15 protein-coding genes are annotated in these 20,939 nt (G+C 61.6%); 8 read left to right on the top strand and 7 right to left on the bottom strand.

Annotated elements, in window-relative coordinates; all coding sequences use genetic code 11:
• The first annotated feature begins 36 nt into the window (after positions 1 to 36).
• Genes LB554_RS16190 through LB554_RS16175 form a run of 4 tightly spaced genes read left to right on the top strand, consistent with a single transcriptional unit; the run spans position 37 to position 6,439 of the window.
• On the top strand, positions 37 to 816 hold the full coding sequence (locus LB554_RS16190; RefSeq protein WP_224585554.1) for a PP2C family protein-serine/threonine phosphatase: 780 nt from the start codon (positions 37 to 39) through the stop codon (positions 814 to 816).
• The gene (locus LB554_RS16185) at positions 813 to 3,494 is read left to right on the top strand and encodes a serine/threonine-protein kinase (RefSeq protein ID WP_224585552.1); all 2,682 of its coding nucleotides are present in this window, start codon (positions 813 to 815) and stop codon (positions 3,492 to 3,494) included. Before LB554_RS16190 ends, LB554_RS16185 begins: the two co-directional genes overlap by 4 nt.
• A 12-nt stretch (positions 3,495 to 3,506) precedes the next feature.
• The gene (locus tag LB554_RS16180; RefSeq protein ID WP_181171465.1) at positions 3,507 to 4,001 is read left to right on the top strand and encodes a DUF1036 domain-containing protein; all 495 of its coding nucleotides are present in this window, start codon (positions 3,507 to 3,509) and stop codon (positions 3,999 to 4,001) included.
• Positions 3,998 to 6,439, top strand: coding sequence for a M23 family metallopeptidase (locus LB554_RS16175; protein WP_224585627.1), 2,442 nt, complete (start codon positions 3,998 to 4,000; stop codon positions 6,437 to 6,439). The genes LB554_RS16180 and LB554_RS16175 overlap by 4 nt, the downstream gene beginning before the upstream one ends.
• Before the next feature lie 31 nt (positions 6,440 to 6,470).
• Here the strand turns inward: LB554_RS16175 and LB554_RS16170 are convergent, their stop codons facing one another.
• Complete coding sequence (locus tag LB554_RS16170; RefSeq protein WP_140789767.1) at positions 6,471 to 6,974, bottom strand: OmpA family protein; 504 nt, start codon at positions 6,972 to 6,974, stop codon at positions 6,471 to 6,473.
• A 212-nt stretch (positions 6,975 to 7,186) separates the two neighbouring features.
• On the opposite strand from LB554_RS16170, the gene LB554_RS16165 reads away from it, so the two are divergent.
• Positions 7,187 to 7,723, top strand: a complete 537-nt coding sequence (locus LB554_RS16165) for a DUF6931 family protein (protein WP_224585550.1) — start codon at positions 7,187 to 7,189, stop codon at positions 7,721 to 7,723.
• 61 nt (positions 7,724 to 7,784) lie between these two features.
• Here the strand turns inward: LB554_RS16165 and LB554_RS16160 are convergent, their stop codons facing one another.
• The 3 genes from LB554_RS16160 to LB554_RS16150 all read right to left on the bottom strand — a co-directional run bounded on the left by LB554_RS16160 (position 7,785) and on the right by LB554_RS16150 (position 13,116).
• Positions 7,785 to 8,945: a caspase domain-containing protein gene (locus LB554_RS16160; protein WP_224585548.1), complete on the bottom strand. Its 1,161-nt coding sequence runs from the start codon at positions 8,943 to 8,945 to the stop codon at positions 7,785 to 7,787.
• 85 nt (positions 8,946 to 9,030) lie between these two features.
• Positions 9,031 to 10,128, bottom strand: a complete 1,098-nt coding sequence (locus LB554_RS16155; RefSeq protein WP_140789699.1) for an OmpA family protein — start codon at positions 10,126 to 10,128, stop codon at positions 9,031 to 9,033.
• Between the two features lie 438 nt (positions 10,129 to 10,566).
• Positions 10,567 to 13,116, bottom strand: a complete 2,550-nt coding sequence (locus LB554_RS16150) for a caspase family protein (protein WP_224585546.1) — start codon at positions 13,114 to 13,116, stop codon at positions 10,567 to 10,569.
• Between the two features lie 1,132 nt (positions 13,117 to 14,248).
• Between LB554_RS16150 and LB554_RS16145 the strand changes: the two genes are divergently transcribed.
• A complete protein-coding gene (locus LB554_RS16145) occupies positions 14,249 to 14,722 on the top strand; it encodes a hypothetical protein (protein WP_224585545.1) in 474 nt (157 codons plus the stop codon).
• A 74-nt stretch (positions 14,723 to 14,796) separates the two neighbouring features.
• Here LB554_RS16145 and LB554_RS16140 read toward each other — a convergent pair whose 3' ends face one another.
• Positions 14,797 to 17,175: a putative bifunctional diguanylate cyclase/phosphodiesterase gene (locus tag LB554_RS16140; protein ID WP_224585543.1), complete on the bottom strand. Its 2,379-nt coding sequence runs from the start codon at positions 17,173 to 17,175 to the stop codon at positions 14,797 to 14,799.
• A 106-nt stretch (positions 17,176 to 17,281) separates the two neighbouring features.
• Between LB554_RS16140 and ligD the strand changes: the two genes are divergently transcribed.
• Entirely contained in the window at positions 17,282 to 19,054 is a 1,773-nt protein-coding gene (gene ligD / locus LB554_RS16135; RefSeq protein ID WP_224585541.1) for a DNA ligase D, read from the top strand.
• A gap of 360 nt (positions 19,055 to 19,414) precedes the next feature.
• On the opposite strand, the gene LB554_RS16130 is transcribed toward ligD, so the two are convergent.
• Positions 19,415 to 19,732 carry a YMGG-like glycine zipper-containing protein gene (locus LB554_RS16130; protein WP_015316698.1) on the bottom strand — a complete coding sequence of 106 codons (318 nt, stop codon included), beginning with the start codon at positions 19,730 to 19,732 and terminating at the stop codon, positions 19,415 to 19,417.
• 147 nt (positions 19,733 to 19,879) lie between these two features.
• Complete coding sequence (locus tag LB554_RS16125; protein WP_224527432.1) at positions 19,880 to 20,221, bottom strand: hypothetical protein; 342 nt, start codon at positions 20,219 to 20,221, stop codon at positions 19,880 to 19,882.
• A gap of 416 nt (positions 20,222 to 20,637) precedes the next feature.
• On the opposite strand from LB554_RS16125, the gene LB554_RS16120 reads away from it, so the two are divergent.
• Complete coding sequence (locus LB554_RS16120) at positions 20,638 to 20,847, top strand: hypothetical protein (RefSeq protein ID WP_224527435.1); 210 nt, start codon at positions 20,638 to 20,640, stop codon at positions 20,845 to 20,847.
• The last annotated feature ends 92 nt before the right edge of the window (positions 20,848 to 20,939 follow it).

Here is a 20,939-nt window from a genome sequence, read left to right as displayed (position 1 = left end):
GTCACAGGGGACGCTCGCGAAGCGCTAGGTGGCAAATTGAGCACTGTCGCCGTTTCCATCGAAAGCTTCGGCGTGACCCATAGAGGCTGCGTGCGCGACCACAACGAGGACAACTATCTGATAGAGCCGCAGACCGGTCTCTGGGTGGTGGCGGATGGCATGGGCGGGCACGAAGCCGGCGAGGTCGCGTCCGCCAGCATCGTTGACCATCTGGCAACGATCGGCATAGCGAGCTCGGCACCCGACCTTCGTGCGCGCTTCGAAGACCGTCTGAGCCGCGCCAATTCCGAGATCCGCGAGATCTCGCGATCCCGCGGCATCACCATCGGCTCGACCTTCGCCGCCTTGCTTGCCATGGATGGACGGTTCGCCGGGCTGTGGGCCGGCGACAGCCGCATCTATCTGATCCGTGACGGGACAATCTTTCAGGTCTCGAAGGATCACACCGAGGTCCAGGAACTGGTGGATCGCGGCATGATCAGCGCGCAAGAGGCGCTTACCTGGCCGCGCCGCCACGTCATCACCCATGCAGTCGGGGTGAGCGACGAGCTGGAGATCGATTTCCAGCAGGGCGAGCTGATGGCGGGGGATGTTTTCGTCCTGAGCACCGACGGACTGACGGCTCATGTCAGCGACGCCGAGATCGAAGCCGCAGTCAGATCGGCAACGCCGCAGGCGGCGTGCCGGAGCCTGCTGGAGACGGTGCTGGCGCGCGGCGGGACCGACAATGTGACCATCGTACTCGTGAAGATCGGCGGCGGGCGCAACGGTGCGCCCCATACGGATCGGTCCGGACCGGAGAGCCTGGCGAGATGAGCGACGACGATAAGACGCGGATATCGACCAACGTTACCTATGCCGGCGCCGGCACGCAGCTCAGCGGCATCTACGAACTCGACGAGAGGATCGCGTCCGGCGGCATGGGAGAAGTCTATCGCGGCCACAACATCCAAACCGGCGATCACGTGGCGATTAAGATCGTCCTGCCCGAATTCGCCCGTGACCAGACGATCCTGTCGCTGTTTCGCAAGGAAGCATCGATCCTCAACCATCTGTCGCATGATGCGGTGGTTCGCTATCACGTCTTCACCATTGATCCGAAGATCGGCCGCCCCTACCTGGCAATGGAGTTTGTGGACGGCCAATCACTGTTTGATGTGATGCGTCACGGAGCGATGCAGGGAGAAGACGTGCGGCGCCTTTGCCATCGCTTGACCTCGGGGCTGGCGGCTGTGCATCAGGCGGGCGCGATTCACCGCGACCTTTCGCCGGACAACATCATCCTGCCTGGCGGGCGGGTGGAGCACGCCAAAATCATTGATTTCGGTATCGCTCGCTCCGCGACCGCAGGCGGTGAAACGCTGATCGGTGGGAAGTTCGCCGGCAAATACAATTACGTATCGCCCGAACAGCTCGGCCTCTATGGCGGCGAGGTCAGTGAGCAGTCCGATATCTATAGCCTCGGCTTGGTACTCGCCGCCGCACTGCGCGGAAAGCCACTCGACATGAGCGGCTCGCAGTTCGAGGTCATCGAAAAACGCCGGACCGTCCCAGACCTGTCTGACATCGATCCCGAGTTCCACGATCTCCTCGGCGCCATGCTGCAGCCCGACCCGCGCGATCGGCCCGCCAGCATGGCCGAGATCGCCAGGGCGACGCGTGGCGAGGATGTCGAGCTCACATTGCCGCCCGTATCGTATGGTTCGCGGGAACGCTCCGGCTTGCCGCGCGCCGGCTGGACGGCACTGCCCACCTCCAGGCTCGAGCCTTCGGCATCTCCGGGCGAACAACGCTTTGTCGAGCATGTCCGGCCGGCGCATCTGTCGCAACCAGAGTCGGCGCCGACGCCCGGCCCGACCGTTCCGGCTAAGCCGCGAAATCCGGGGCGGATGCCGGCCATCGCTGGCGCCCTGGTGACGCTGGCGGTCCTGTTGGGGGGCGGCCTTTATGTCAGTGGCATCCTGGCGCGGCCGCCGGCCGAAGAGACCCCCAAGCCTCTGACATCAAAACCGGTGGTGCAGAAGCCGCAACCGGAAGCATCGCAACCGCCGCCATCATCACCGCTACAGCCGGAGCCGTCAAAACAAGACAACGCTGCCACCGAACAAACGGCAATGCCACCTGCGCTGCCGGATGCTCAGGTGAAGACCACAATACCGGCCGCGGACCAGGCGGACGCAGCAGGCGAGCAGAAACCGCAGCAGGCCAAGCCCCCCGAAATGCCGGTGCCGACCCCGCGCCCCGAGCTGCCATCGGCAACAAAATCACAGCAGGTCGCCCGCCAGGAGCCGACGGGCCAGCCGGTGACCGCCGACAGGCAGGCGCCTATGGTGCCGCCCATCGGCGAGACCGCACCATCCATGGCTCAACCCGAAGCAACGGCTACTCCGCCGGTCGAGATCAAGCCTGCCGAGACGCCGACCGTGACCCGGTCAAACGCGGTGTCGGCGGCAAAGCCCGAGGCGAAGGCGAACCCGCCGCAGCCAGTCGGCGAGCCGCCGGGGACGTCGGCGCCAAGCCAGACGCAGGCAGAGGGCAAGCCGGCGCGGGAAGCAAACCCGCCGGCGACGAAACCAAGCGCAACCGAGCTGGTCGATAAGCTTTCCAAAATGGCCAAGCCGGAGGCTTCCTCGCCGACGATTGCGCAAAGCCCAGTGCCGGCGCTGCCGGTCAGCCCGCCGGCTCAGCCGATGCCGCCGACTGCGATCGCCAGCAAGCCGCTGCCAGCCGCGCCGTCCGAAGCGGCGAACACGCCGCAACCGTCCCAGCAACCGCGGCCGCCGTTGACCACGCGGCCCGAAAACACCGACGTCGCCATCAACATGCCCAAGCCGGCGGTGCCGCTAGCGGCGGCAGTCGACGAGACGGCGCAACGTGCGTCATGGGTGCGCGACTTCAGTGGCGGCGACTGTTTCTACGCGTCGCTGACATCCCAAAGCGCCAGCGCCGCCGCAATCGAAGGCTTCGCAACCGCCGTGCAGCCCTTCGAGCAGATGCTCAATGACTTTCAGTCGAGGTTCCATCTCGAGCCCGATATCAGCGTCCGTGTCATCGACCAGCCCCAGTGTGAAGTGACCAGGTTCCTGCGCTTGCTCGACCGCAACCATGTGGAAAGGCCGCAACTGGTTCTCGACCGGACGGCGGTGCCGGACGGCTCGCCGATCAGGGGCACGCTGGCAACGCATGGCGGGCTCGTTTCCAACGTCATGCTGATCGACCACAGAGGCATCGCCTTCAACCTTGATGACCGCATGGTGGCGCAAGCCGACAAGGCGACTTTCAGCATACCGATTGGTTTGGGCGCCGCCGACAAGGCGGCCGGCAAAGCCCTGCCGCAGATCATGCTGGTGATCACCGGACCGCACGACATTCGGGCCGCGAGCTTCTCCAGGCCGACACCAGCCTCCGACCTTTTGCCAAAGATCCTCGAGGAGATCGAGTCCGACGGCTCGCAATTCTCCGCCGCCGCGAAGTATTTCAGGCTCGGCGGATAGATATGAACGCCGATGGACCTTCGCGCCCTGCATTTATTTTGCCCGCCTTCCGCACGCATAAAGCGTAGCTGGTCTGGACGCTTGCTGGCCAACCGCGTCGCGTTTTCCGCGCTGTTGGGCGCAGCACTGCTCCTTGCCGTCTCGACCGACAGCGCGCATGCGGAATTCACCGTCTGCAACCAGACCCTCGACGTCGTCAATCTCGCCGTCGGACAAAAGATCGACGATGCCGACCAGACCGACGGCTGGTGGACCATTGGCGCCAACCAATGCGTGAACGTCATCCGCGAGGAACTGACCAACCGGTACGTATACCTCTACGCGACCGACGTGTTCGGCCATGCGATTCTCAGCGGATCGACCGAAATGTGTGTTGATCGCCACCGCTTCTCTATCCGTGGCATCGACGAGTGCTGGCAGCGCGGTCACATCGCGGCCCGTTTCGTCGAAGTCGATACGCTCGAGCAGGTGCGCTGGACCTATTTCTTGACCGGAAACGGCCCGTGACGCACGGTATCGACACGAGCTTCAAACAAAAGAAGTTGGCGCGCCAGAGCGAGCGCAGACGCAAACTTTGGCACCGCTTTCTTGCTGGCCTTGCCGCGCTCACCGTCATTGCGATTGCCACCGGGTTTTATCTCACCCGGGATGACTGGTCGTTCGGCGACGAGAATGAAGAGCTGCATCCCGTCGAAGGTTTGGATGACATACCCCCCGACGCCTCGGTCTATGTGCCGGCCATCATCGATCTTGCCGGTGACCCGATGTGGATCACGCTGGCACCCGATGACGAGACCGCCACGAAGGGCCGCACGATTGCGCGCCCGGCCGAACTCGACGGTTCCGGGGCTTCGCCGCAGATCGAGATCCTGTCCGACGTGATGTTGAGCGCCAGCGAGAAGTTCATGACGACGATCCCCTCCACGCAGGAGGATTTTGCCTTCTTCCAGGCGCAGCGGCAGGCTGCTCCGAAGCCCTCCGCCGCGGCACCCGAGGGCCACGAGCCGACCCCGCCCGAACCTGCCGTCGCGCCCGAGGATCAACGCGATGATCTGGCGAACGACCTGCAGGCGGCGCCTGAAGGGGGGGAGATGTCCCCGGGTTCGGCGCTCAAAGCTGACGCGGACGACCCCGAGGCCGGCTGGGGCGAGACCATTGACCAGGGCGAGAAAGCGCTGCCCGCCTTTGAGAAGACCGCCATTGAGAACAACACCACGGTCGCAACCGTCATCAGCGATTATCAGCGCTACGAGGCAACAGAGGACACTTTCGTGAAAGTCCTCAACGAGCGCAGTCTGGACAGCGTCGCGCTCGACGCGCATTTCTCCGCGGACGATGCCAGGCTTGCGGGCGAAGCGCTGAAAGCGGTGTTCAACCGCGATCGGCTGGAGCCTGGTTTTGTGGTCGCCCTGCGCGGTCTCCGGCCGAACCGTGAGACGACGACCATGTCGCTGATGCAGATCTCTGTCTACGCAAGGAACCTTTACGTCGGCACACTGACCCGCAACGCCGGGGGCGCCTTTGTTGCAGGCGTCGATCCCTGGGTGCGCGAGGACCTCTTCAACTATTCCGGTGGCTCGGATCAGGGTGGGCCGAAGCGGCAGTACCGTCTGCTCGACGCAATCTACTCGACGGCGGCGCGCAACAAGGTGCCGACCAGCGTGATCGGCGAAGCGATCATGTATCTGTCGAGAGGGCAGGATCTGGACGACTTCGCCGGCGAGGACCAACGCCTGGTGCTGATCTACTCGCAGACCCCGCGCGGCCAAGGCGAGATTTCCGGGCGGGTGCTTTACGTCGGCGTCCTGGGTAAGGACAAAAACCTCGACTGCTTCGTGTACCAGCAAGCCGACGGGCAGTATGCCTGCGTCACCGGCGATGATCAGGTTCGTTCGCAGACGGTCACCAACGGCATGATCACGCCAGTGAGCGGGGTGATGACGTCGACCTTCGGCCCGCGTAGGCATCCAATCCTCGGAACGGTTCGAATCCACAAAGGCGTCGACTGGGCAGCCCCCGTGGGCACGCCCATCATGGCCGCCTACGACGGCGAGATCAGCTTCCAAGGCGACGGCGGCAGCTATGGCAATCTGGTCAAGATCACCCATTCAAACGGGCGCGAGACGCGCTACGCCCATATGCAGAAATTCGCCATTGCCAGCGGCGTCGGCACCAAAGTGAAGGCAGGCGACGTCATCGGCTATATTGGCACGACCGGGCTCTCGACCGGACCGCATCTGCATTTCGAACTTTATCAAAACGGCGAGGCGATCGATCCGCTCGGGACGGTCACCACGGTTGCCAGCGCTGAATCCCCCAGCTCTGGCCGATCCGCAGGCTCTGGCGATGCCGCGGTCGAAACGCTAGCCGACCGGATCGTACATGTTGAAAGCGGCGGCAGCGCCCGCGCCAAGAATCCCAACTCGTCGGCAACCGGGGCTGGCCAGTTCATCACCAAGACCTGGATCCGGATGATGAACACCTATCGTCCCGATCTAGCCCGTTCGCTCTCGACCGCCGACCTGCTCGCGCTTCGCTATGACGTGACGTTGTCGCGTGAAATGGTGCGCAATCTGGCGCGCGAAGGCGAAGCCTATCTGCGTGCCCGCGGCCACCAGATAACCGCGGGTCGCCTTTACCTGTGCCACTTCCTTGGCATGGAAGGAGCGCACCAGGTGCTGGCCGCGTCCGGCACGTCGCAATTGAGCGCCGTTTTGGGTTCAGCGGTGATCGAGGCCAATCCCTTCCTCATCGGCAAGACCGCTGGCTATGTCATCGACTGGGCCGAGCGGAAGATGGGTCAAAAAGTGCCGCGCGTGGTGACGGATGCTGGCCAGCCGGCGACGACCACCGAAGTTCGGCAGACGTCACCGGAGTTCGAAAAATACAAGCAGGCAATAACAGCGCTGCTCAATTCTGTCCAAGGTGTGCTTGAGCCAGGCTAATGCATATCTTTGTCAAGGATGGTCGGCGAGCCTACTCGGTCCTGACACGCATCTCCACCCGGCGGTTGACCGGATCGTAAGGGTTGGCGACCCGCGGATGCGATTTGCCAACGCCGATTGCTTCCAGTCTGGCCGGTTCTACCCCGTTGGCTGTCAAGAATGCCGCCACCGATTGCGCCCTTCTCTGCGAAAGGTCCTGGTTGTACCGATCCGAGCCGGTCGCATCGGTATGCCCCTCGACGACAAAGCTAAAGGTGCTCAGCCGATTGTCCTTGAGGGCCTTTGCGAACTCATCGAGTTCGGTGCGCGCGATCTGGTCGAGTTGAGCCGAATCAAGGGCGAAATTGATCATCATGTCGAGACCAGCTTTTTGTGGGGCTGAGCCGGTCTTCTCCGCCTTGCTCTTGCACTCTTCCTCCGTACCGACGCAGATGCCGCGCGAGGCACCGAGATTGCCGGGCTGATTGGCGAAGAACTTCACGATGTCTTCCGACTTTTGAAGCGGATCGGCACAGACGTGCGTTGCAAGAAGCATGGCCGCCAATGCCAAGGTTGAACTGACCCATCGCATGACCGTCACTCCAGTGTGAGTGGATTTGCTGGCGCCTACCATAGCAAATCAGGAAGCGATTGTCTGTGACCAAACGCATGCTGCTCGTGGCGACCACCTGTTGAGGTCTGACGCTTGACCGGCGCTCGCTCACAGGCTTGAGTGCTTGTCTGCTGGCTCGTGGGGATGTGGCAGCCATGGCTAATGAACTCGGGTACAGAACGGCACGGGATCTGTTCATTGCTTGTCCCGCCATCGCCAGGGACATGAAATCGCGGGCCACGGGTCAGCCGCCCCTAGATTTTTGCCGTAGCCTGCTTGCCGGGCGCGTGCCGGAAGAAGCAGTCACGTTCTGTGCCTACCTGCTACCCGAGCGAGCCGCCGTCTGGTGGGGACATGAATGCTTGAGCAATGTCGCCGAGCTGCTCGCTGGCCAGGACCTCGAATTGCTGGCGCTTGTCCATGCCCGCGTCGGCGAGCCTGACAATCTTCAACATCAAGCAGCCTTGAGCAATTCCTTGCAGCTGCCGCCGGCAACGCCGGCCGCCTGGATCGCACTGGCAGCGGTATGGCGTCACCCGACCCTCAAAATGGAGTCCAGCGGATTCCCCGCCGCCCATGCCGTCAATGCCGCAATCCTGGCGGGACTGGCCCGCGTGGCGCTGGCGGACCGATTTACCTTGCTTTCCGCCTTTGTCGAAATGGGCATCGAGATGGCTCAGCTTGAGGCGTAACGGGTTCGCCGTTCGCCTCCCCTGCTTGCCCTCCCTCGTCGCTGGCACCAGCCCAGCACTACTACTGGCAGCCGCCTTGCGCCCATCTGGCCAGCGCGACCTTGAATCGGGTACCCAGCGGATGCTGAAGGCGAAGGACCGAGACGTCGTTGGCAGCGAAATTCTTCGCCTGCTCGCAAAGCCGGGCCTCGTTCCACTCATGGCAGCTGTCGCAGTGCTTGCCTTCCCACACCGACTTGTCGAGACCTTCTACCGGACTGAAAAGCGGTTCGCCCTTGATCAATTGGGCGATGCTCTTGCCGTCGATCACCGGATCCCCGAACGTGACCGGGCGATCGAAAAAGATTGGCCCGTCAGTGGCAAGCTTCGGGATCTTCGCTCGAAGAACATCGAGCGCAAGCTGGTCGTCAGTCTGGGCTGACGAGCCGCCGGTGTTGCGCGTCCCGGAGCTGGCTTCATCAGGCGGGGTGCTCGCTTCACCCACGATCAGCGGCGCGTTGAGATCGACCTTGTGCAGGACAACCTCGGTGGTCAGGGAGACATTGGTCCAGGGGCGCTGCTTACCGCCTGTCGCCCTGAAGACGTCCCTGGTTACCCTGTTCATCGCTTCGGTAATGGAGACATTGGATTCGCCAATGTGCTGAAGCAACGCCGTCGTGAAGGACGAGTGGTCGCCGGACCCATCATAGGCGAGCTGGTTGGGACTGGCAGCGAACGCAATGAGCGTTCCCGCACCGCCGTTCTCAATCCCAATTTCCGCAAGCCCGCTGCTTGCACCTTTGATGCCCGCGGTCTTGGCCAGCACATCGACCAAAGGATTGTCCCGGCAAGCGTCCAGAAATACCAGCCCGATGCTGGTCTCGCGAGACATCTGCCGCAAAATGAAATCGACCGACACGGCCTCAAAGTCGAGCGAGGTTTCGTCCTCGAGTGCGGCATCCACCGGAAGCAGGTAGTTCTTGCCCGAGACCTGCAAGCCATGTCCGGCATAGAAGAAAAGCGCGATATCGGCGCCGCGCACCTGCTTGGCGAACTGGGCGACGGTCGCTTGCGTCTGCTGCTTGGTAAGGTCGAAACCGGAGACGACCTCGAAACCAAGGTTCTGCAGGCGCTCGACCATGGCCTGCGCGTCGCGCGCGGGATTGGCGAGCGGCGCGGCGTGCTGATATTGCGAGTTGCCCAGCACCAGCGCGACACGACGCTCGGCAGTGGCGGCGGTCAAGGTGAAAAGCAAGACCATCGTGACAAGGCCAGTGCCGCGAAACAAGCCTGCGCAAAACGCCAATGGACGGGAGCCCACCCTGACCTCAGTTCGCGAGCTTCGTGGCGGAGAATTCGATGCGCCGATTGAGCGCCTTGTTCTTTGCCGTATCGTTGGCGGCAACCGGCCGCTCCTCGCCATAGCCGGTGGCACTGATCTGGCGGCGCTGCAGGCCATCGGCGACCAGCGCATCGGCAACCGCCCTGGCGCGCCGTTCCGATAGCGTCTTGTTCGCCTCTGGCGAACCGTCCGAGTCCGTGTAGCCGGTGACCTCAACATTCAGGGTCGGGCATTTGCCGACCACCCCCTCGACCTCGGCGAGCAACGGACGGCTCTTGGCATCAAGTCGGGCGCTGGCTGCACGGAAGTAGATGGCTCCGGTGCGCGACAAAACAGCAAACCGGTTGAGGCACTCCTCGTCGCTGAAATTGGCTTTCGCAGCGTCGGTGGCCACGGGGCCGACTTCGGCGGCGTTGGCTGCGACTGTCTGCACAGCACCCGGCTTGCTGCCCTCGGCAACAAAGACGAAGTCGAAGGACACCGACGCAGTGGGCACTATGTTCGTCACATTGGCGGCCTGCTGCAGCTTGTCGACGTTCGGCAGCAGGCCGAAGTCCTCCACGTGCACCGCAACGGGAGCCTCGGAAGCAACCGAGACCTGAGTATCACTGATCATGGTGACGACGACGCTCGCCTCCAGATCCTTGTCGACGCCATGCAGGCTGAGCCGGAAGGGCAAGCTTGCCTTGATGCGGCGCTTGGCTGGCAAGTCGGCAAAGGCCGCCGGGTCCACCTTTGCCGTCAGCTCGGCCGTTGGGTACTTGAACGTTTCGAAGAACAGGAAGCGCATGCGCACATTGCGGAGGTCGACGCCGGTGTCGACGGAATTGAGATCGAAGCTGACCTTGGCATCACCGGCGGAAGTCAGCGTGCCGGTAATATTCCTGATCTTGTTGGTTTCGACGATCGTGTTCTTCTTGACCGACTGATAGGTAAGCACCGAAGCGTCCGGATCGAGCGTCCAGTTCGGCGCGGCACTCGCCGATTGCGGTCCGAGGAATAGCAGTCCCAATATCGCTATGACGACAAAGCCAGGACGCTGCGCTTTTGCTCGCGCTCGCCAGAATGCAACGACTTCGAACATGGAACGCCCCCGCCAGGCAACCCGATCCAACTAACGGCATCGGCGCAATCATAGAGCACTTGTCCCTGCTTGGCGAGCAGTTCCAGCGCTTGCGAAACCTACGATTGCCCCGCACTTGTGGTGCGCTGTGGTGGCGCTATCCCCCCCAGCCGCCACCGCCACTACTGCCACCGCCGCTACCGCCGGCGCCACCGCCGCCCAAGGGCGCAATGACGGGCGCGGTTTCCTTCTTGACCGGTGTGAGCAGTTTCTTGGCGCTCACATTTTTGTGCTTCACCACCTTTGGCGCGGTCGTCGTACCGACCGACTTCGTACGATGTGTCGTCGTCGTAGGCTCAACGGGAGGCGCGATGGTTGTGCACCCTGCCACCGTAAGGAATAGGACGATTGCGACGATTACCTGTTTTAGTGACCAGCCCACCTGTTGCCTCCATGTTGTCAGAACAAGTCCCGGCGCGGGTTGGCTTGCTCCCAGACCGCCCTGGCGGTCTTGATCAGTTGATCGTCCAACGAACCGTTGGCCGAAATCTTCGCCTTCAGGTCCCCACGCATCTGCTTCAAGGCCGCCGACTTCGCCTTGGCGCCAAACTTCGCCAGGGTATTCCTGGCATCGGGAGTCTCGTTGCGAAGATCGAGCGCGGCCGCGAAGGCAAGATAGCGCACCGCCACGGCCTGGTCCGCTTTTTCGCCCCTTTGCATCTCCAGAGCTGCGCGATCATACGCAGCCGACTGATCGCCGCGCGCCGTCGCCAGCTCGAACAATCTTTGCGCTTCTTCAAGATCCTGCTGCACGCCGACACCGTCCCTGTACATGCGCGCAAGGCTGCCGGGAGCGTAGGGCTGGCCGAGATCCATCGATTTCTGAAAAAGCGAGAGCGCTGTCTTGGGGTCTTTCTCGACCCCCGTGCCAGCGAGATAATTGCGGCCGAGCAGGTTCATCGAGTACATGTCCTGCCGCTCGACGCCAGCCTTGAGGAAAGCCACGGCGCGAGCTGCATCGGCAGGCACACCATTACGGCCTTCGGTGAAGATGGCGGCGAGGTCGTTCATGGCATAAGTGTGCCCCATCGCCGCCGCCTTGAGCAGCAGATCCAGCCCTTTGCCGGTGTCACGTTCGATGCCATATCCGTTGAACAAGGCGCGACCCCACGAGGTCATCCCATAGGGATCGCCCTTGTCGGACGCTGCAGCATAGAAGGTATTGGCCTGCTTGCGATTGACGGGCATTCCCGTTCCCGTCGCGTTGAGGTAGCCCAGCTCGAACACTGCGCGCACATGCCCCTTGTCGGCAGCCTCCTGGATCGCCTTCTTGGCCTCATCGGCCTTACCAACCGCAAGCAACGCCCGGCCGAGCTGGTAGTGGAAGCGAGCCACATCGGGATAGGCTTTCACCGCCGCCCGGCAGACGTCAACGGCGTTGCTGCTGATCTCATTCGGCAACAAACCGGGGACGACGCCCTGCAGGTCAAGTGGCTCACCGGCCTCCCTGTCGCATGGGTCGACGCTTGGCGAGAGCTTCATCGTCGCCGGCTTCGAGGACATGTTGTCGGCCCTGATTTCAAAGCCGACGATCAGTGGCTGGACGGCGCCAATCTGGGGTTCATAGCGCAAGTGGTCGACTTCATCGGCCATCAGGCTCGAATCTGGCGACAAGGTCCGATCCGGCAGCGACAGCGTTCCCGTTGCCGGATAGCCCGCAAGTTTTAGGCTGACCGCCGGATCCGCGGTTGGGAAATCCAGTTGCAACGGAACCGGGCCGACGCCAACTGGAACATGGACTTCACGATTCTCGATCGCTTCGGCGGCGCCAGCAATGTGAATGCCGCGTTCCACCGCTTGCTGCTTCTGCTCGGACTCCAGCGAGGCTATAAGTTGCTTGCCCTCGGCACCCTCACCATTCTTGACCCGGAACACCAGGATGCCCTGGGATTCGCCACCCCAATTGTCGCGCGTTGAATAGGCCAGCATGTCGACTTCTTCCTGGGCACCCACACCTTTGGGCACGTCCATTCGCAATCGCGGGAGATCCTTGCCGGCAATCGGCTCCCCCGCCGCAACCGGCTTGCCGTCCAAAATCAGACGCCCTAGCGCCGGCTGCCTGTCAATGCTGACGGTGACCGCACCGCCATCGACATCGACCGGCTCCGGCAAGTCGAGCGCGACAGGCCCGACGCCGGACGGCACGACCTTTTCCAAGACCGGCGGCAGTGCAGGCCGGTTGACGCGACGCATGAGGACGACTTCGTCGATCAGCGATGAGTTTTCCCAAGGCACCTGCTTACCGGCCGTAGCCTGGACCACATCCCTGCGAACGGCCGCCATGACCGAGCGTATCTCCTGGTTCGGCGCCAGCGCGCGACGGGAGAAGGCGGAGGAGAAGGGGCTGAGGTCGCCATTTCCGTCATAAGCGACGGCTCCGGGCTCGGTGGCGAAGGCTATAAGCGTGTTCAGCGAGCTTTTCACCTGCGCAAGGCCGGTGTTGCCAGCAACGATCAGCTGGTCTCGCAACCAATAGTCCTTGCGCGGAAACGGATTGTTGCGGCAAGCGTCGAGGATGATCACCTGGATCTTCGATTTCGTCCGCAACTGCTGCAGCACATCATCGAGCTTGACGGCCTGCACCTCAATGTCGGCCGCGTTCTTGAGCGATGCATCGACCGGGATTAGGAAATTTTCTCCGCCGATCTGAAAGCCGTGGCCGGAATAATACACGATCGCCAGATCGGCACCGTCAGCTGCCGCGAGGTAGTTGCGGAACTGCTTTTCGAATTCGATCTTGGTGAGATCCTTGGCGACGAACACATCGAATCCGGCCAGCCGAAAGGTGTTCGACACGTCCTCGGCGTCCTTGTCCGGATTCTTGAGGGCCGGAATCTCGCGGTATTCGGAATTGCCGATGACAAGGGCGACCCTACGATCGGCACAAGCTTGGAATGCCGTGAAGCTCGCGAGCATCAGGGCCGCAATGAACGCAAAACATCGCAGCATGGCGCATCCTTAACTGCTCATGGCCTGGAGGGCACAAGACACACAGCTTGCAACAACCTGGTCTGTCAAAGACTTCACAATCTGCCCAAAACGGCAAGGTCGCACCACCGATGGATGGCAGGTGCTGTTCCCACACTCCTAAAATAACCCAGTGGCGTGGGTACCGCAACAAGCGGGGCGAATGCGACCGAGCCTGCGGGCGTGATCGGACTGTGCAGGGCTGCTTGCTGTCGCCTGGTTGGAGCGGGTGAGCGAGCGCGCCAAAAAGGCGAAGTCTCCTCAAATTCTTCACAGAGCTGAATCTAGAGCCGAGTCTAATGTCCCAGTCTGTGCTACCAGAACACGCAATGCGGGCTTTGGCGCGACCCAAAAAGTTCGACAAGCTTCCAGGAACCCCAGGCAGTGGCCAATTGTAAACCCCCCTATCGACCGCTTCGGGGGCGAAAGCTGTCTGCCGTCGAAATCATTTAGGGTGAAGCGGACATCCCGAAGGCGGCAGGCGCCTACGTGGTATTTCGCGCGACAAGAAGTAGACATGGAGCGGAAGGTACGGCGAAGATGCTGAGGGCGACGCCGGAACGGGAAGCCTGCCGCGGCAACCCCACGCCCCTGGGATTGATTGAGTCGACTTTGTCGGAACTCCCTTTAAGCTGTTGAAAAAATGGAGCCTCTGCTAGTCCTAGGAGAAGGGCTAATCTTCAATGCAAGGCGTGTCTCGACCCTGCTAAAAAAGGCTGGCATCGTTCCCAACCGCCACATCAACAGCGGACAACCGTCACTTCACGCCTTCCTACTTTCGCAAGCCGCGCCGCGAGCAGGCGAGCGTATCGTTATGTTCTCGCTGGTGTCGGCTACTATTCTGCCATCACCGCGGAACCCGTTGCCGCGTCCGGCAATGTGACGGCGATCGCCTCCTGCCGTGGCGGGTGCTGCGGGGCAACAGCAAACCTCACCCTATCGAAACGACTAGGACGCGCGTACCGGGATATTCCCAGTTCCTAATGGAACAAACAGCGCCACCTCAGATTTGAAAAGGTCCGCTGGCTTTAGAGCGCGGATGGCTGGCCCTCCGCCACGGCCGGCGGGTCTGCGCCCGCAGGGCGCACGCGACAAGCACGACAGGATTACACCCATGAAACGTCTGCCCCATATTCTGCTCAGCTTGGCCATGATGATCCCCACTTCCCTGCTGGGCGCTGAACAATGGGAGGGGTTTGGGATCAAGCATCTCGGATTCGTATTCGACGTTCCCCCGGGGTTTGTGCTTGCCCAGCGCTCCGATCAAGGAGCAGCCTTTGAGGGCAAAAACAAAGCATTTCTTGCGGTCTGGGGGGCGCAACTCGGCAAGGCAAGCTTTCGCACCGAGATCGAGCATCGCATCGCCGTGAACGAGAACAACGGCTGGAAGGTGACCTACAAGCGAGTGACCCCGCAATGGGCGAGCTATTCGGGACTGAAGGACGGTCAAATCCTGTATGTCCGGGCTATTGAGATCTGCGGGGACAGAGCGGCATTGTTTACGGTCAACTATGCTCGCAACGAGAAGGTCCCCTATGATCCGCTTATCGTTCGCATGGTCAAATCACTGAAGGTCCAGGGCTGCTAAGCCGGCCCGGTCGATGGCCCCGTCATCCAGCCGCTGCGGATGGCAGCTTCTGTGGCTCGCCACCGCTGGGCTTCCTAAGCGGAGGCGCGCGCTGATACGCCCCCGAAAAGCTCTTGAAGATCCCCCTTGGGCAGTGGCCTGGACAGCAGAAAGCCTTGGAGCTGGTCACAGCCGAGCTTGCGCAAGTAATCGCATTGGCTTTCGGTCTCCACCCCTTCGGCAGTGGTGCTAAGTCCGGTCGCGCGGGCCAGGTTGATAATCGCCTGAACGATGGCCTCGTCACCGTTGGAGTGACCAAAGCCCTGCACGAAGCTTCGGTCGATCTTGATCCTGTCGACTTCCAGCGTCTGCAGTCTTCCCAAGGAGGAGAAGCCGGTGCCGAAATCGTCGAGTGCAAAGCGCACCCCGATGCTGCGCAGAGCCTCGATGTTGTTTCGGCATTCGCTCCGGCGCTCCGACAGAGCACTTTCGGTAACTTCGATTTCGAGCCGCCGCGGATCCATGTGCGTCTCCAACAAGATACTGGTCACTCGCATGGCGAAACTGGGATTGTTCAGCTGCAAGGCCGACACATTCACAGCCAAGGTCTCGATGGGCCAATCCACCGCGTCAAGGCACGCCTGTCTGAGAACCAGTTCGCCAAGCTTTTCAATCAGCCCTGCTTCCTCGGACAGCGGTATGAACAAGTCCGGTGCAACCCAGCCCCGCTCCGGATCAGACCAGCGGGCCAGCGCTTCGACACCGGTCATCCTGTTTGTGTCGGCGGCGTATAGCGGCTGATAATGGACCTGGATCTGGCCGGTCGCATCCAGCGCGTTGCGCAGGTCCTGTTCCATGCCCTTGCGCATGGCCAGCGTCAGATCCATCTCGTGTCCAAAGAAGGCGTAGCTGCTGCGGCCCCCGGCTTTGGCATGATAGAGCGCCACGTCGGCTTTCCGCACCACCTCGACCGTGTCCATCCCGTCCTTGGGTGCAACCGCTACCCCGACACTTACGCCGACAAAGACTTGCACCCCGGCGACCTCGAACGGCCGACGAGCAGACTCGATCAAATGCTCGCATAGCGCCTTAACGTCATTCTCGCCGCCAACCGAGCGTCGGATGATGATGAATTCATCGCCACCAAGACGCGCCACGGTGTCGGCTTCAGTCGTCAGCCGTCTTAGCCGGTCCGCGAACTCCCTGAGCAGCTCGTCACCCGCCGGATGGCCAAAGCTGTCATTAACCTGCTTGAAGCGGTCGAGGTCGAGGTAAAGAACCGCGAGCTGCTCGTCCGTCGACGGCAGGCGCGCCAGCGCATCTGCCAAACGCTCGTTGAACTGACCGCGATTGGGCAGCGCCGTAAGGAGATCGTTGTGAGCGAGGTGGTAGATCCGGCCCTCCGTCTCGATCAGCTTCAACGTCCGCTTGCGAAAGCCTATCAGGGCCATGATGACACCCGCCAGCACCAGACCAAACAAGGCGACGAGAACGGGCACGAGTTGCAAGAGGACAAAGGCTCCCGGGCGATATGGCCGCCAAACGAAGAAGCCGATAGGTCCAGATCGGTCGACAACGGGATACGAAGCCTCGCCGGAAGCAAGGTTACTGTCCCAGGAGAATCGGGCGCCATCGAGCAGATAGTCCTGCCGCAAGGAGGTAAGAAAACTGCCGTCGAGATAGCGGACGGCCACATGCAGGAATTCCTTGCCTGGCACCTGCGCGATGTGGCCACTGTCGGAAACCACAGGCTTGATACTGACGACTGCGGGATGGCCGGCGATAACGGCCATGTCGGACGCACCTATGGTGAGCACCTGTTCGGTAACACCTTGGGTGTCCCCTCGTGTCAGTCTCGCTCTCAACGTCTGGACGAGAGGCTCGGTGGTCGCGTGTATGGCGCGGTAGCTGCCAGGGTCAGCGGTCGACCCGTCGGTGAACGCATAGATGGGGACATCATTGGCATCGAGAATATAAACCTGGTCATGACCGAAATAGGTATGCATCCAGCTGCCGAGATTGGTATCAAGCCATTTCGCATCGCCGCTGCGAAGAGCTTTAACGGCGTCGTCCCAAACCGTTACGCTCTCCTGATCATGTGCCACTGCGCTCTCCAGCTTGGAGATAATCAGTGCAACGAGGCTTTTCTGCCGCGCCGCGGCGACGCGGTCGGTCTGGATCGTGGACCAAAGCAATAACCCGGTGGTGATCGCAGCAATGAGCAGTGTCAGCGCGATGACGGGCAAAGCCGTTCTCACCAGGAAGAGACGACGAGTCGGTTCGGCAAAATGTCGCAGCAGTTTCATGAGATCGCTATAGGCGATGAAGACTTCTGGACCGTTAAAAGGCCCTGCGCGAGAAGCCGGGTGCCTGCCCTTCTCCGGCAGCCTGGCATTCGGGGTCGCCGCATCGCGCGGAGCAGCGGCGACGAAAGTATGAAAAACCGGCGAGAGGGCAGCGAACTGCGTGGGCATCTGGGACCGCAAACCTACCATCGCGGGTATATGCAATTTCGCTAAAATTATCGGAACTCATTGCCGTCTCACGTTTTGACTCCCCATTCCAGGAGTTCGCGTGCGCATGGGTAAGACCGAAGACCGGCTGTCATTTATCGAGTTCCAATCGCCAACGTTGGTCGAGAAAGCTCCTGACGGCGGCAACTGGCTTCACGAGATCAAGTATGACGGATACCGGACCCAACTCATTGTGGAAGGCGGAACAGCGCGAGCCTTCACGCGCCGTGGTTACGATTGGTCCCGGCGGTACAAGAGAATCGTTCAGACGGCGGCGAGCCTGCGGGCAAAGTCCGCGATCATCGATGGCGAGGCTGTTGTTCTGGGCGAGACCGGCCTTCCGGACTACCAAGCGTTGGAACGGGAGCTGGGCAATCCGGGTTCGCCGAGGCTCATCTTCTACGCGTTCGACCTGCTTCACCTCAACGGCAGCGATCTTCGGCAGCAACCGCTTTTGGAACGCAAGGCCGCCTTGGAGAAGCTGCTCAAAGATTCAGCGCCGACGCTGACCTATGCAGAACATCTCGAGGTGAGCGGCAAGGACATGTTCGCGCATGCCTGCCGCATGGGCTTGGAAGGCATAGTGTCAAAGCGCGCCGATTCACCCTATCGCTCCGGCGTCCAGACAAGCTGGGTCAAGGTCAAATGCATCAAGAGCGACACCTTTCCTGTCGTGGCTTTCGTCGAGAAGCTTGGCGCTCGGCCGCGCCGGATCGCCTCGCTCTACATCGGCAGGCGCGAAGGCGACCGGCTGCTTTATGCCGGCAAAGCCCAGAGTGGCTTCAGCTTGAGCATCGCGCGACAGGTCCGGGAGCGACTGGACCCGCTGATTGTCGACAACTCGCCATTGTCGCACCCGATCGACAAGCCCAAGGCCACATGGGTCAGGCCGGACGTTCTGGCCGAGGTGCAGTTCAGCAGCGTCACCGACCGCGGCATCTTGCGCGAAGCGGTATTCAAGGGCCTTCGTGAAGATCTCGTCACGATCCCCGCAAAGCCGCCCGCCGCATCGAAGCGGCGGAACAGGGCCGAGGGACACGCAGTGCCCCGTGAGAACGTTCTTCAGCTCCTGCCGGACGCGGTCTCGCCGTCCAAGGAAGCCCTTATGCGCTACTGGGAACAGGTTGCCGAGCAAGCGCTGGTCCATCTCGGCCACCGACCACTGAAGCTGGTGCGCCACGCGAGCGGGACCACTTTCTATCACAAGGGTCCCTTGCCGGATATCCCAAGCGCCGTGCACCAGCTGCGCATCCGAAAGCGCGAGGGTGGAGAGGGTGTGCGCGTGTGGGTGGACGCTCTCGCCGGTTTGCTCGGGCTGGTCGAAATGGATGCGATCGAACTTCATCCCTGGAACGCCACCGTTGATGACATCGAGCAGACGGACCGCGTCGTGCTGGACCTCGACCCCGGCGAGGGCGTCGAGTGGGAGCAGGTGATCGAAGCGGCGCTGGCGCTTCGCGACATCCTGGAGGCTTCAGGTCTGAAGAGTTGGGCCAAGGTCACCGGCGGTAAGGGCATCCATTTGATGGCCCCTCTTGAGACCAAGATGACCCACGACAACGCGCGGCAACTCGCCAAATCGCTTGCCCGGTGCCTCGCTGACGCACATCCTGAGCGCTACCTCTTGTCTGCTGCGCCGGCGGCAAGAACGGGACGTATTTTCATTGATTATCTTCGCAACGGGAGAGGCAACACGGCCGTGGGCGCGTTCTCTCCACGCGCACGCCCCGCATTTCCGATCGCCCACCCTGTGACATGGCGCCAGGTTGAGCGGGGGGTGCGTCCAGACGCCTTTACCATGGATCACCCGTTCAAGGCAGCCATCAGGAAAGCAGCCTGATTGAACGAGATGAAGCCAGTGCCGCTGTGCTGTGTCAGTGCTGTCCAATTTTGCCGCCGCTGCCGCCTTGCCGAACACCTGGCTGCGGACCTCACCTGGCGGGGACGGGCGCTGAACGGTCTCGGGCCGGCGTTCGACGTCGGAAGTTGTCTCAATTCAGTTCGATCTGGCTCCTTGCGCAAATCGTAACATCGCATTGGCCCAGGACCTGATTGGCTCACAATGCCAAGCAAATCCCGCCAGATACCCAGTCAACCGCCTCGCATATGCCCCTCCTGTACAGGCATAGCGGTGTCCCTGTTCATCCGCCACAGATGCGTGGCGCATTAACATACCATCGAGCCAGCCTACCGCGCCTTCTCAATAATTGCCGTTGTAGTACCGGTCATCGCACGGCGCGGTGTAAATTCGGCCGTAGCGGTCCTGGTACCGGCAGAGCTGATCCTCACGACGCTGCGGGGTGGTGGCGGAGCCGACCACTGCTCCTAGCAACGCGCCGCCGGCCGCGCCGATCACGGTGCTCTTCGTGTTGCCGCCAATAGCCTGGCCGACCAGAGCGCCGCCGGCGCCGCCGAGCAGAGCGCCCGTAGTTGCCCGCTGCTGGCCTTCCGTCTGCGTTTCGCAGCCTGCCAGAGCTGCCGTCATCAGGACAGCCAAAACCGCTTTGTTGAGTCTCATCTGAGGAACCTCCTTGAGGCCGCGAGGGCCGACCGCGCCAAGTGCTGCGGCATTGCGGCGGAACGGCGGCGGGCTGTCTCACGAAGTGAGACATGGTTTCTCGCTGGTTGAACGTTGATCTAAAACGGGCCCTAATCAGCCAGATTGTTAGGCACGACGTTCCCGTGGCGGTGCTGACAGTTTCCCTGATTGGCGCCGGTCCGGCCATTTTCCCAGCAGCGGCGTTGTATCGCTCTCAATCACCGACGTGCCGATTATTGGGATGAGCGACGGCTCTTCAGCCTTTTTCCTACCTCCAGTTTTCAGCGCTGCGATTTCTTCATCGCGCCTTATGATCCGGCTTTCCAAGTTCGCGATGCGCTCGGTCAGAAAGTAGCGCCCTGCGACGAATCCTCCGCTCCCGAACAGCACTGAGAAAGTGGCAAACGTTATCGGGTTGCCGATGACCAATGCTGCATTCGTTTGGAAGAAGGCGATCAGGTCGTGCATTTTGTACATCCTCTTGGTTCGTGGCGGGTGGATCTTTCCGGTCGGAGGCCACCTCTTTGGGGCATAACCTGGCCGTCGCCCGAGCGCGTTTGGCGTCTTGGCATAAGCCTCTGCTTCTCATCTGTTCCAGGAATAAGGAACATATTCCTTCCCCGTCAAGGCCGTGCCCGACTCTTTGTTCTCATTTTGTTCACACTCGTCCACTGGCGATAGGCGCCGAACAATGAGGTTCAGCTGGAGATCGAAGGAGCTTTCTCAAAAGAGGAGCAGCGCGCCATCGAAGCCGCCAATGAGTTTGCGGCAGCGCGCATCTCCGCAGCGGCAGCAGCTGAGATATTCGCGCTCGAAAGCTGGGACTATGCCGGGTGTCCCACTGTGATCCGCGTTGTCAGAATAGGCCGAAACTCATCATTGTCGTGGCATTCGACCGCGGCCAAGATGGCGAACTGTTCACCGGTGATGGCCAGACTGATCAGCAAAGCGAGAAGCGGGCGATCAGGACCGCCAAAACGCTCGCCTCGAAGCATGTCGGCGTGATTGCGTGGAGCCGAGACGCGGACCGTGCATTGGGCGACGACGGTCGCCACAACCATTTCGTCATCGGCGATGTTCCAGACATGGAATAGGCGCCGCCCTGACACGAGCTTTGAGTCGCACAGTCTCCACCAAGAGAGTGGCCGAACAAGACAGCGCCGGCGGCAAACCCGGATCCGTCTGT

The organism is Mesorhizobium sp. CO1-1-11, from assembly GCF_020164995.1.
Classification (GTDB): Bacteria; Pseudomonadota; Alphaproteobacteria; order Rhizobiales; family Rhizobiaceae; genus Mesorhizobium; species Mesorhizobium australicum.
Note: the sequence above shows the minus strand (reverse complement) of the source record. Positions and strands in the feature narration are given on the sequence as shown.